Consider the following 12,148-nt stretch of genomic DNA (forward strand, 5'->3'; position numbering starts at 1 on the left):
CGAGGACGCTGCGGATGGTGGACACCGCGGAGTACAAGCGGCGGCAGTACCCGCCGGGCACGAAGATCTCCCCGAAGGGCTTCGGCAAGGACCGTCGACTGCCGATCACCAACCGGTGGCGCGAGTCGGGCTGAGCATGGCATGGGCGCGGTGACCGGGCGGACCGGTCACCGCGCCGTCGCGTTTCGGCGCGCGTCCACCGGTCACAGGTTCACGCGCGCCACGATCGGCAGGTGGTCGCTCTCCGTCGCCGCGAGCGTCCATGAGGACACCGGCTCGACGCCCTTCACCAGGATCTGGTCGATCCGCGCCATCGGGAACGAGGCCGGCCAGCTGAAGCCGAAGCCGTCTCCGGCCGCGCCCTGGGTGGAGCGCATCTGGGCGGTGATGCCGTTCAGCGCGCGGTCGTTCATCGTGCCGTTGAGGTCGCCGAGCAGGATGACGTCGTCGAGCCGTTCGTCGGCGATGGCCTCGCCGAGGGCGTCCGCGCTGTCGTCGCGCTGGTTGGCGGTGAATCCGGCGTGCAGCTTGACCCTTACGGACGGCAGATGGGCCACGTAGACGGCGACCTCGCCGTTCGGGGTCGTCACCGTGGAGCGCATCGCCCGGGTCCAGCCCATCTTGATGTCGACCGGCCCGGTGTCGCTCATCGGGTACTTGCTCCACAGGCCGACGGTGCCCTGCACCGAGTGGTACCGGTAGTCGTCGGCGAGGGCCGCCTCGTACGTCGCCACCTTGCTGCTCGGCAGCTCCTCCAGGGCGATGACGTCGGCGCCGGAGGCCGCGACCTTGCGGGCGGTGCCCTCGGGGTCGGGGTTGTCGGCGTTGACGTTGTGGGTGGCCACGGTGAGGTCGCCGCCGCTACTGGTCTTGTCGGTGAGCAGGCCCCCGAAGATGTTGAACCAGACCACGATCGGCAGCAGCAGAGCGATCAGCGCGGTCGCCGAGCGGCGCACCAGGCCGAGGACCAGCAGCAGCGGGATGAACAGCCCGAACCACGGCAGGAACGTCTCGGAGAGGCTCCCCAGGTTGCCGATGGCGTTCGGGATCTCGGCGTGGAAGGCCATCACGAGGGTGAGCAGGACCGAGCAGAGGGCGAGGACGATGCCGCGCCGCCAGATGCCCGGATCCCGGGTCCACCGGTCGCGGAGGCCTCTCAGGCGGGATCCCGGCCCGGGGCGCTCCGGCTCCGGGCCCGGCTCCGCACGGTCGTTCCCGGTGTCCGCTCCGTACGCCTGCACCATCGCGCTGTCCTCACTGCCTTGCCGTGCATGTCGCCGCGTCCACGACCCTAGGCGATGGGCGGCGGGTTTCCTGCCGTCGACGACGGCTGTACTGCCACGAGGACGAAGGGCGGGGACCGGAGGGTTCCGGCCGGGCGGGGTCCGCGGGGGCTTGTGACAGAATGATCACACTCGTGCGGGTCCGGTTCCGGCTCTCGGAATGGTCGGGTGTGCGGGAGTGCTGTGCGTCCGGGAGTGCCGGGCGCCAGGGTGTGTCAGGCGTCTGCGGCAGGGCGGGGCGCCAGGCCCTCGACCAGGACCTGGACGATGCGGTCGGCGAGGTCCTCGGGCAGCGGCGCGTCGGGCCGGTGGATGGTGCGTACGAGCATGGGCCCCAGGAACAGGTCGTCCATCAGCCCCACGTCCAGATCCGCGCGGAGTTCCCCGGCGTCGACCGCGCGCTGCACGGCGGCCAGCATGGCGACGCGGCGGGGCGCGATGACATTGCAGTGGTACTCCGCCCACAGTTTGGGGTGGCTCTTCATCTGCGCGAACACGTTGTGCAGCAGGACCGAGGAGCGCTGGGCCAGGCCGCGTCTGCGCAGCGACTCCAGCAGCAGCCGCAGGTCGTCGAGGCCGCCGGTGCCGGAGACGACGGGCTCCGGCGGCTCCATGTCCCTCAGGACGTCGACGAAGAGTTCTTCCTTGCCGCTCCACCGCCGGTAGATGGTCGCCTTGCCGACGCCGGCGGTGCGGGCTATCCGCTCGATGGACAGGCCCGCCAGGGGCTCACCGGCCTCCAGCAGTTCGACGACGGCGTCCAGGATCGCGCGCTCGGCCGCCGCACTGCGCGGCCGGCCCCGTCGCGGTTCCGGATCCTCCCGGACCGTCCGGCCCTGGCCTTCTACCTGCGCCTGTACCCGCACGTCGCTCCATTCCTCAGTTCTTCCGGGCCGCCGGTCTCACCGGCCCGCCCCCGCCGCACGCACCGAGCGGTCGTCCTCGCCCGAGCCGCCGGGTCCCTGTCCGGCGGGCGGCTTCCCCGGCAGGAACAGCGCGACGACGAGGGTGCCCACCAGGGCGATGCTCGCCGAACCGGCGGCGGCGACGTGCATGGCCTTCAGGAACGCGTCGTTCGCCGAGGCGATCAGCGGGGCGCCCGCCGGACCCAGCTTGTCAGCAATGCCGAGGGTCGCCTCGATCGACTCCCCTGCCGCCTGCCTGGCACCGGCCGGTACCGCGCCGAGGTGCCCCTCGATGTCGCCCCGGTAGACGGTGGAGAGCACCGAGCCGAGCACGGCGACCCCGAGCGCCCCGCCGACCTGCCGGAAGGTGTTGTTGACGGCCGATCCGGAACCGGCCTTCTCGCGGGGCAGCGCCTGCATCACCGAGACGGTGACCGGCGTCATCACATGGGCCATGCCCGTGCCCTGGACGAAGAAGAGCAGGCACAGCGCCCAGACCGGCGTGGTGCCGTCGAACAGCGCGAACGAGGCCAGTCCGACCGCGACCAGCAGCATGCCGGCGGTGCAGGTGGCACGGGCGCCGAAACGGTCGACGAACAGCCGGGCCCGGGGCGCGAAGATCATCTGGGCGGCCGCCAGCGGCAGGAGCATCAGGCCCGCCTGCAGCGCGGTCCAGCCGCGCACGCTCTGCATGTAGAAGGCGGAGAAGAAGGTCACCCCCATCAGCGCGAAGAAGACCAGCGCTATGGCGGCGACGGCCGCGGCGAACGACGGCTCCTTGAAGTGCGAGATGTCGATGGCCGGGTGGCTGCTGCGCTTCTCGTGCCAGACGAACCCGGCCAGGACGAGCAGGCCGCCGAGGCTCGACAGCAGCACCACGGGGTCGGCGAAGTCGGCGAGCTGGCCGCCGCGGATGATGCCGTACACCAGGAGCACCAGGCCGACGATGGAGAGCGCGACGCCGAACGGGTCGGTCCGGCCCGGGTTCGGGTCCTTGGAGTCCGGCACCAGCAGCGCCATCGCGATCAGCGCCACGACCACCACGGGCACATTGACCAGGAAGATCGAACCCCACCAGAAGTGTTCGAGCAGCAGTCCGCCGGTGATCGGGCCGATCGCGATGGCCACCCCGACGCTGCCCGCCCATACGCCGATGGCCCTGGGCTGCTCCTCGCGTTCGAAGACGTTCATCAGGACCGCGAGAGTGGCCGGCATGACGAACGCGGCACCGAGGCCCATCAGGGCACGCCAGGTGATCAGCTGGGCGGGCGAGCCGGACATGGCGGCCAGCGCGGAACCGGCGCCGAAGATCAGGATGCCGAAGAGCAGCACCTTCTTGCGGCCGATACGGTCGCCGAGCAGGCCCGCGGTGAAGAGGAGGCCGGCGAAGACGAGCGTGTAGGCGTTGATCGCCCACTCCAGCTCGCTCTGGGTGGCCCCGAGGCCCGTGGGTGCGGGACTGGCGATGGTCTTGACCGCGACGTTCAGGATCGAGTTGTCCAGCACGACGATGAGCAGGCTGAACATCAGGACGACGAGGATCACCCAGCGGCGGCGGTGGACCGCCGCCGGGATCTGTGGCACGGCGGCGCGAGCGCCGGACGGCATCGACATGGAAAGGAGCTTATCCGATTTCGATACGAGACCGTCTCGTATTGGAAACACATGACCGTCGAGGTCGCCTTCCGGCCACGCCCGTACGGGCGTGTGCGGACCCACTTCCCGTGGACCGCCGCGGGATGCCACCATGGAACCGGTCCGGGGACGCCGTCAGGGCGCCTCGAGATGACGAAGGAGCCGTTCGCAATGTCGCTTCAGGCTGCGCGGAATCAGTCCGCAACATCCCCCGCGGGAGCCCCCGCCGACAGCAGCAAGGCGCTGTACGGAGGCAAGAGCACTCGCCGCATCTCCATCCATGACATCGCCGCCGCCACCGAGCGCGGCGAGAAGTGGCCCATGCTCACCGCCTACGACGCGATGACCGCGTCCGTCTTCGACGAGGCCGGGATCCCGGTCATGCTCGTCGGCGACTCCATGGGCAACTGTCATCTCGGCTACGAGACCACCGTGCCCGTCACGATGGACGAGATCGCGATCCTCTCGGCCGCCGTCGTACGGGGCACCAGGCGTGCCCTGATCATCGCCGACCTGCCCTTCGGGGCGTACCAGGAGGGCCCCGTCCAGGCCCTGCGCAACGCCACCCGACTGATCAAGGAGTCCGGTGTCGGCGCGGTCAAGCTGGAGGGCGGCGAGCGCAGCCACGAGCAGATCGGGCTGCTGGTCGACGCCGGTATCCCGGTCATGGCCCACATCGGTCTGACCCCGCAGTCCGTCAACGCGATGGGCTACCGGGTGCAGGGCCGCGGCGAGGAGGCCGCCCAGCAGATGCTGCGCGACGCCAAGGCCGTGCAGGACGCGGGCGCGTTCGCCGTCGTCCTGGAGCTCGTACCGGCCGAGCTGGCCGCCGAGGTCACCCGCACCCTGCACATCCCGACCGTCGGCATCGGCGCCGGCCCCGGCACCGACGCCCAGGTGCTGGTCTACACCGACATGGTCGGGCTGACCGGCGGCAAGGTGCCGCGCTTCACCAAGCAGTACGCGAACCTGCGCCAGGTGCTGGGCGACGCGGCGAAGGAGTTCGCGGAAGAGGTCGTGGGCGGCGCCTTCCCGGCCGCGGAGCACACCTTCCACTAGGGCTTGCCCGACCCTGATCCGCCGGACAAGCCCTAGCAGTTCCGGTCCTGCCTGACCACTGCCCGCACCACCGACAGCCCGCCGACATCCCCCATCGGCGGGCTGTCGCGCGTCGTACCGGCCGCATGCCGACGAGAGCCAGCGCGCGCCGGAGGGTTTCAGCACCCGTCGCGCACCAGCCCGCCCCGACCCCGGGGGCGATTACCGGCATGGAGCACACCCACCCTCTCCGGCTCCGGCGCCGTACCGCACGAGTTCACCGTCCCACCCACGGAGCCGAGCCGACGACTGTCCCGCTCGGCCGGTGGTCTGGCACCGGCTACTGATCGGCCGGCCCACACCGAGTCGCCGCAGCGCAAGGCCGTCGCTACTCGCACACCCTGTCACCCCTTGCGGATCGACCGGGCGAGGTGAACGCGTTGATCGCGAAGGAACGACAGACCAGCCCTTGATCCATGCAGCGGCGGCAGGGGTCGTGGCCGGGGTGGCCACGACCCCTGCCGCCCGACCGGGACCGACTCGATCTTCAACCCACGATCGCAGGCGACGAAGCGAGTTCAACCCAGCAACGCTGCAAATCATCACACCGGACCAGGAGTGGAGGGGCGCAATAATCGGCCAGACAACGTAGCGCTTTTCAGTCGACCGCTCCGAATAATGTCGCCCAAAACGGGCACAAAAGACATTCCTGAAGCGAAGGTCCGCGAGCTTGCACTTAATACATTGAACCCGCAGCCATCACCCCTTAGGCTAACGACCATCTTCACCGCCGCCGACTGCCCCGAAGGGCGTCCATGCGACCCTTCACAATCCGGCGCACCCCCACCCACTTGGCGCGAATCCCAACAGCGCGACGGAACTCAGCATTCCGAATTCCTGAACCCTTCCGGAAGATTAAATTCCACTTTACTCCCACCCGAAAAAAGCCTTAAAAACGATTGACATCGATAAAACGCTTCTGCAAACCTGCATTTGCCGCCGAACACGAGCGGCATCAAGGTAAGGCGCAAAAAAACGGGAGAAAAAAATGCGAGAGAAGCTGCGTAATTCAAGCTTCGCACTCATTGGGGCCGTCTCCGCTGTCGTACTTGCTTTCAGTGGGGGAACAGCCGTGGCCAAGAGCCAGGACGGCCCGTACGTCGAGAACCCCAACGGTGCCGCCTCTGCCTGGTTCCAGGCCAATGGCGACACTTTCTGGGTGGGCGATTGGAAGGCCGACGGTCACTCCGCCTCCGCGATCTGGGCCGTCAACCAGCCTTGCGGATGGGGTGCACCTCCGTGCCCGAACACCGCGCGGAACGCCAAGGGCGCGAACACCGGCGTGCCCATCAAGTACGACCTCAAAGAAGGCATGCCCCTGATGTACCGGGCATGCACCACCGAGGGCTACACCCCGGTCAGCTGCTCCGGCATCCGTAACGCCTGGTCGTAGTAGCCAGCACGTTAGACAAGGTGAGCGGCTACCCGCAAACGGGGCGATGAATCGCGGGTAGCCGCTCGACCTCAGGACCACCTGAAACAAGCAAGGCAAGAACGGGGAGATTCATGCACAAGAATGTCCTGATTGTCGGATTCGGGCTGGCAGTGTCAGGTGCTGCCCTGGCAGGGTTTATCGCCAGTCAAGGATCGGCCGAAGGCGAAATGGTGTTTCCGCGGCTCAGCAGTCCGGACAAGATCCATGCCCCTCTGCATGAATACATCCCCACCCCGTCGGAAGACCTTGCCATGTCTCGGGCGATATCCACCGCGGCAGCACAATGCATGCAGCGCTACGGATTGGCGCCGGTTAACCTGCTTGCCGACCCCGGCGTCCTGGTCATGGCATCGAACCCGGCACCCCTCTACTTGCCCCGCAAAGAAGCCAAAAAATATGGCTACCACACGCCAAGCCCCTTGAGCCAGCAGCCTCAACAGGCCGAAATCGCTCCGAAGGAAACCGGTACCGAGAAGGAAAACAGCGTCAGGGCCGCAGTGATGAACGGGTGGGGCAACACCCCTCCGAAGGAGGCGATCCGAGTGTACGAGGGGAGGCCCGTCACGAAGGACGGCTGCCTGGGCGAGGCCGATGCGGCGCTCATGAACGGTACCCGCAAGCCCCGGATCAATGGCGGCCAGAAGGCCGAGAACTCGACTGCCGTTCTGAATATCATCTTGTCCATGAAGGCTCACGCCGCGCGGAAGATGGCCGAGGATCCGCACCACAAGGACATGATCGCGTCCTGGTCCGCCTGCATGAAGAAGGCCGGATCCCCTTACTCGGGACCGGAGGAGGCCCGCGAGAGCACCGGCGCCGCCACCGGGCCCACTCCTTCCGCCAAGGAGGTGAGGCTCGCGCAGCGAGACGCCGCCTGCCAGGAACAGGTGAACTATCTCGGCGTCACAGGTCGCCTTCTGGAAAAATACCAGGAAGAGATCGCTCGCAAGTACGACCGGACCCTGAAGGAAGTGCGGGAGAACATCGACGGGCGCTTGGCCAACGCCAAAGAAATCACAGGGTCGACTTCGGGGCACTGAATCATGTCACCATATGCTTCAGCAGGCTCGACCGCGGTCGGCTAGGCATTGCTGCCGCCGCCCCGACATACACGACCCCCACCAGTCTCGCAGCCGCCTTCAGCCTTACGTCTTCCGTAAGCAGGAGCACCTTACGTCTCCAAGGGTGGGTAAACGGCCGCAGGTAGAGCTATTGCGGCCCGGGCTCATCCGTTCCCGATGGCGCGGCAGGGCAGCCGGTGAACAGCGGACGGCACCTCCTCGACGGCCGAAATCCTCGACAGCACGTCGGCGGCCGACATGACGTGCACGGCGAATATTCGGCACACTGAAGTCCGGGGCTTCAAGGGCACTCTTCAGTGAAGGCTATTTCGAGCTGCATGAAGACCACCGGTGAATGTTATTCAATTAGTTTTCACCGGCCCAGGAAAGAATTGATTCCCGGGCCGGTGAATCCCGGATACGTACCACCACTCGCTGAAAGGGATCGAAACATGCAGTCAGTTGAAATGCAGGCTGAAATCACGAATCTGGAAGCGCTCTTCGGCGACTTGGAGGAGCAGCTGATCGCGGCCGACGAGCCCATCGGCACCGGCGGCTTCGAGGGCCCGGCGATGACCACACTTCCGTGCGGTGTCAGCAGCGCCATTCGCGTCTCCATGATCACGAAGTGTTGACGAAGCACGAATAGCGGTTCGCGGTCGGCCTCGACGTCCGAGGCCGACCGTCTCTTTTACTTGATTTTCGGTCTTCTGACCAGAAAGGAAACGAAGGTGTCGGACGAGGAGAGCGGTACCAGGCTGCTGGAGATGGCGAACCTCCTCACTCCCATGGCATTGCGGACCGCTGCCACTCTCAAACTCGCCGACCATGTCGCCACCGGGGCCGTGACCGCCGCAGAACTCGCCCGCCGAACGAGCTGTGTGGAGCGGCCCTTGCGGAAGGTCATGGACCATCTGGTGACGCTGGGGGTCATGCGGCGCGAAGGCGAGGGCTACGCGCTGGAAAAGCTGGGGGTGCCCCTGCTGAGCGAACATGACGCCCTCGCTGTCCGGCCGCTCCTCGACCTGAACAATGCGTGCGGCCGGACGGAAATGGCCCTTACTCATCTCATGCACACCGTTCGTACAGGCGAGGCGGCGTACGAGGGGGCCTGGGGAAAGAGCGTCTGGGACGACTTCAATGAAAGAAGTGCCTGGATCGAAGGCATCGAATTGTTCGAGAAGAACACCACCGCATGGGATGCCGAATTCGTCGCCCAGGGTTATGACTGGTCCGGTGTGCGCAGCGTGGTGGACGTAGGAGGTAGCAGCGGGGCGTTGCTTACTTCGCTGCTGCAAGCCCATCCCCACCTGTACGGCACGCTTCTGGACCTTCCCGTGTTCGCGGACATGGGCGCGAAGAATCTCCGTGCGGCGGGTCTCACGGACCGGAGTGCAGTGGTCCGGGGCAGCTTCTTCGACCCCCTCCCGGCCGGGAGGGACGTCTATCTGCTCTCGGCGGTCCTCGCGGACTGGGACGACGAGCACGCCGTCGACATCCTGCGTGGTTGTGCTCGTGCGGCCGGCAGCGGCGGGAAGCTGCTCCTGGCAGAAGTGCACCTGACCGCCCCCGGGAGCTCGGGTCTGTCCGGCGATTCCGGGGTGGCTCTGTGGTTCGAGGCGAACATGGGCAACCCCGACCGCACCGTGGACGACTTGGTGGTGCTCGGCGAAGCGGCAGGCCTTGAGGTGACGGGGGCTCCTCGAACCACCGGCCTGCGTTCGCTCATCGAGTTCGGAGTGCCATGCTGACCGGGGCGGAGCGCGGGAGACACACACGGAACGACACGGCGGAGAACCGACGGAGCATGGTGCTCGGTGGTCGTCAGCATGTGCGGCGGAGTACCGAGCGCGGTGTCGACATTGTGGTGAAGGGCCTGCGGAATGGCGACGGCTTCAGTCCACGCGGCCTGTTCCTGGAAGCCGCGCTGCAGTCTGCGGCGGCCTCGTGCTACACCGCAGAAGGGCCCGGAATCGTGCCGGTGACACCACCGTTGAGGTGCACGGGCGAACACCTCACCCTGCGGTTCCATGCCGACGAACTGCCGCTCGACCGGCTTTTCGGTACCCCGGCCGCCCTTGACCGTGCCGCCGGAGCCACAGGGCGGACGATCGCCGTCCTGCATAGCAAGGACGTTTCAGGACCCGGCTGGGCGTGGCTGCCCCGGGTGGCGGGCGAGCACCCGTTCCTGGAGCCGATTCCGCTCGCCGTTCTCGGGGACCTGGCCGAGGGCACAGTCGAACTGGCGGCGGAGCTCCACCGGCAGGGTTTCGCCGAGATCCTGGCCGGCGCTCTCGGGGAGGAGGACGACCGGCGGGTGTTTCTGCACGGCGACCTCAAGTTCGACAACATTCTGGCGACCGCCGACGGAGCGGACGTACGACTCATCGACTGGGAATGCGCCGGGTGGGGCATTCCGGAACGGGACTTGGGAGCGCTTGTCGCGTCCCTTCTCGCCGAGGCGATGCGGCGCGCCGTAACGGAGAGCAGCGGCGACGGTCCGGCCGCGTCGCTGGCACTGATCGACACCGAAACCGAGAAGGCGTGGTCGGCGGCCTCGGCGCTGCTGTCGAGCTACCGAAGCGCCCCGGGAGCACCCACCCTGAAGCATGAGGCCCTGATCCATATGACGGCGTTCGCGCTGCTGTGCCGGGCTCAGTCGTACACGTCATCGAGCCACCAGTTCGACAGGTTTCCGAAGCTGTTGGTGAAGGCGGCCTCGCGCATGGCACAGCGGCCGCACCTGTTCCAGAGGAGGTTTTCATGACCGTGCCGGTCATAGGTCGGATGCTCCACGACTCCGGTTTCCTCGAAGGGCTAGCCGGGGAGGAGGAGGCAGTCGGCCGTGAGATCTACCACCGTTTCCATCTGGCCGTCAGCTTCGATGCCGAGAGCACCGACGACCACACGCTGGTGCCCGTGGTGCGTGAGGAGCTCGGTGACCGGACCCGTCAGTCGGACGGGTGGACCTGCCGGTCCACGCTGCCGGACGGCAGGCTGATCGTGCGGCGAGCCGACGGCCTCGAGGTGGCAGTCGGTTTCGACGACATCGAGCGCATGCACGCGGGCCGGATCGTGGTGCGCATGCCGAGCCTGGAGCCGGGAGTCATGAAGGGCTGGGTCTGTTTTCACGGCAGCACTCCCCCGCTCGACGAGGCCGAGGTGACGGCTCGCATCTACCTGTGTCTCGACAAAGCAGAGCGGGCGCGGTCGTGGAGTGCCCTGGTCGCCGGGCTCGACGACCAGGGGCATGTGTTCTCATCGAAAATCATCCGACGCGGGGAGGAACGCAAGCGGCCCGACAGCGCCGTGGTCTACTGCCGCCCCCAGGACGTGTCCGACCTCGTCGGCTCCCTCAGGAAACTGATCCCGCCCGATCAACTCGGCGAGCCGACGGCCGGGTTCGCCGTGCGTCTCTCCCCCGGGATCAGCGTGAGCGTGCCGCAGGAGAGCGAAGACAAGGACGGCAGTCTGGGCATGCACCGCTCCCTGCGCATCGCGCGGGCCCTTCTAGCCGGTGCCTCCGCGCAGAGTGCCATCACCGAGGTCGCACACCTCCTGGCGCGGCAGGACGCCCAGGTATCCGACATGCTGAGGGAGGTCCGATGACCCGGACGAACCGCCCCCCGCGGCTGCTGTTCGTCGTGACCGGTGGCATCTCCGCCGCCGAAAGCCCGATGTGGGCATCCTTCCTGCGTAGCCGTTTCGGGGCCGAGGTCCGCATGCTGCTCACCCAGCAGGGCTCGACGATGGTCTCCACGCGGGCGCTCTCCGCCCTGACCGGTCGGCCGGTCGCCGGGCCCGATTGGGAGCTCGAGCAGAATGACGGAGCACAGCACGTCGCCCTGGCTGGGTGGGCCGACACCGTGTTGGTGTACCCGGCCACGCTGAACTTCTGCGCGAAACTCGCCGCCGGTATCTGTGACGACCTCGCGTCGTCGGTGGTGATGTCGTCGACCGCACCCGTGGTGCTGGTGCCATCCATTCCCACCGGTGCGCTTGGCAAGCCCGCAACACTGCGTGTCCTGGAGACGTTGTCCTCCGACGGTCACGTCCTCGCGGACACCCGGCAGGCCCTCAGCGTGACGACCGGAGAGGTCGAGGAGGGAGGGCCCGCCTCGCTGGCGGACATCGTGCAGCTACTGGCTCGCCACGGCCTGGGAGCCGACACCGATCAGGACAAAAGTGACGGACGAGGAGAGTGAATGGACGCCAAGGGTAATGCGCGACTGATTCATGAATACGCGGATGTGGTGTGGAACAAGGGGCGGGTGGACGAACTCGGCCGGTTCCTGCACGACGACGTGCGCATGTCCGGACTCGGCGGGGAACCGCCGGTGGTCGGACTGGAGCGGCTGAAGCAGGAGACGGGCAGATGGAGGGCCCTGTACAGCGAGGCGTCGATGACCGTCATACGGACCATCGTCGAAGATGACCGGGTCGCGTGGCAGTGGCACCTGCTCGGCACGATTGCCGATGTGCAGATGTTCCTTCCACATGTACGGCAACTCGCGCGTGAGGTACCGCAGATGAAGCAGATATCGGTCCACGGGATGTCGTTCAGTACGTTCCGGGACGGAAAGATCGCCGAAGAGGTGACCCAGAGCGACGTGGCCGAGTTCCTCAAGCAGCTCGGCTACCCCGGCCCGCAGGTCCGGCTGGACGGGGGCGTCGCATGAGCGGCACCAAGGTGAGCATGCGGCACGTTGTCGACGAGTACGTGCGCCGGGT

General features: G+C 67.2%; 12 protein-coding genes. 9 read left to right on the forward strand and 3 right to left on the reverse strand.

Features of this window, described 5'->3' with window-relative positions; genetic code table 11:
- Positions 1 to 203: 203 nt before the first annotated feature.
- From ACWCQ6_RS33205 to ACWCQ6_RS33215, 3 genes are all read right to left on the reverse strand, one after another.
- Positions 204 to 1,244, reverse strand: coding sequence for an endonuclease/exonuclease/phosphatase family protein (locus tag ACWCQ6_RS33205; protein WP_451095598.1), 1,041 nt, complete (start codon positions 1,242 to 1,244; stop codon positions 204 to 206).
- Between the two features lie 254 nt (positions 1,245 to 1,498).
- Positions 1,499 to 2,149 carry a TetR/AcrR family transcriptional regulator gene (locus tag ACWCQ6_RS33210; protein ID WP_451095600.1) on the reverse strand — a complete coding sequence of 217 codons (651 nt, stop codon included), beginning with the start codon at positions 2,147 to 2,149 and terminating at the stop codon, positions 1,499 to 1,501.
- 36 nt (positions 2,150 to 2,185) lie between these two features.
- Positions 2,186 to 3,802, reverse strand: a complete 1,617-nt coding sequence (locus ACWCQ6_RS33215; RefSeq protein WP_451095602.1) for an MFS transporter — start codon at positions 3,800 to 3,802, stop codon at positions 2,186 to 2,188.
- Between the two features lie 192 nt (positions 3,803 to 3,994).
- Here ACWCQ6_RS33215 and panB point away from each other — a divergent pair, with 192 nt between their 5' ends.
- The 9 genes from panB to ACWCQ6_RS33260 all read left to right on the forward strand — a co-directional run bounded on the left by panB (position 3,995) and on the right by ACWCQ6_RS33260 (position 12,096).
- The gene (gene panB, locus ACWCQ6_RS33220; RefSeq protein ID WP_451095604.1) at positions 3,995 to 4,882 is read left to right on the forward strand and encodes a 3-methyl-2-oxobutanoate hydroxymethyltransferase; all 888 of its coding nucleotides are present in this window, start codon (positions 3,995 to 3,997) and stop codon (positions 4,880 to 4,882) included.
- Positions 4,883 to 5,993: 1,111 nt separating this feature from the next.
- The gene (locus tag ACWCQ6_RS33225) at positions 5,994 to 6,314 is read left to right on the forward strand and encodes a hypothetical protein (protein ID WP_451095606.1); all 321 of its coding nucleotides are present in this window, start codon (positions 5,994 to 5,996) and stop codon (positions 6,312 to 6,314) included.
- Between the two features lie 113 nt (positions 6,315 to 6,427).
- On the forward strand, positions 6,428 to 7,396 hold the full coding sequence (locus ACWCQ6_RS33230; protein WP_451095608.1) for a hypothetical protein: 969 nt from the start codon (positions 6,428 to 6,430) through the stop codon (positions 7,394 to 7,396).
- A gap of 359 nt (positions 7,397 to 7,755) precedes the next feature.
- Positions 7,756 to 8,052 (forward strand): hypothetical protein, encoded by a 297-nt coding sequence (locus ACWCQ6_RS33235; RefSeq protein WP_451095610.1) that lies wholly within the window; start codon positions 7,756 to 7,758, stop codon positions 8,050 to 8,052.
- Positions 8,053 to 8,148: 96 nt separating this feature from the next.
- Entirely contained in the window at positions 8,149 to 9,168 is a 1,020-nt protein-coding gene (locus tag ACWCQ6_RS33240) for a methyltransferase (RefSeq protein WP_451095612.1), read from the forward strand.
- A gap of 56 nt (positions 9,169 to 9,224) precedes the next feature.
- The gene (locus tag ACWCQ6_RS33245; protein WP_451095613.1) at positions 9,225 to 10,184 is read left to right on the forward strand and encodes a phosphotransferase family protein; all 960 of its coding nucleotides are present in this window, start codon (positions 9,225 to 9,227) and stop codon (positions 10,182 to 10,184) included.
- Entirely contained in the window at positions 10,181 to 11,026 is an 846-nt protein-coding gene (locus tag ACWCQ6_RS33250; protein ID WP_451095615.1) for a T3SS effector HopA1 family protein, read from the forward strand. The genes ACWCQ6_RS33245 and ACWCQ6_RS33250 overlap by 4 nt, the downstream gene beginning before the upstream one ends.
- Complete coding sequence (locus tag ACWCQ6_RS33255; protein ID WP_451095617.1) at positions 11,023 to 11,622, forward strand: flavoprotein; 600 nt, start codon at positions 11,023 to 11,025, stop codon at positions 11,620 to 11,622. The genes ACWCQ6_RS33250 and ACWCQ6_RS33255 overlap by 4 nt, the downstream gene beginning before the upstream one ends.
- Positions 11,623 to 12,096 carry an ester cyclase gene (locus tag ACWCQ6_RS33260; RefSeq protein WP_451095619.1) on the forward strand — a complete coding sequence of 158 codons (474 nt, stop codon included), beginning with the start codon at positions 11,623 to 11,625 and terminating at the stop codon, positions 12,094 to 12,096.
- Positions 12,097 to 12,148: the final 52 nt, after the last annotated feature.

It is taken from the genome of Streptomyces sp. NPDC001880, from assembly GCF_053594575.1.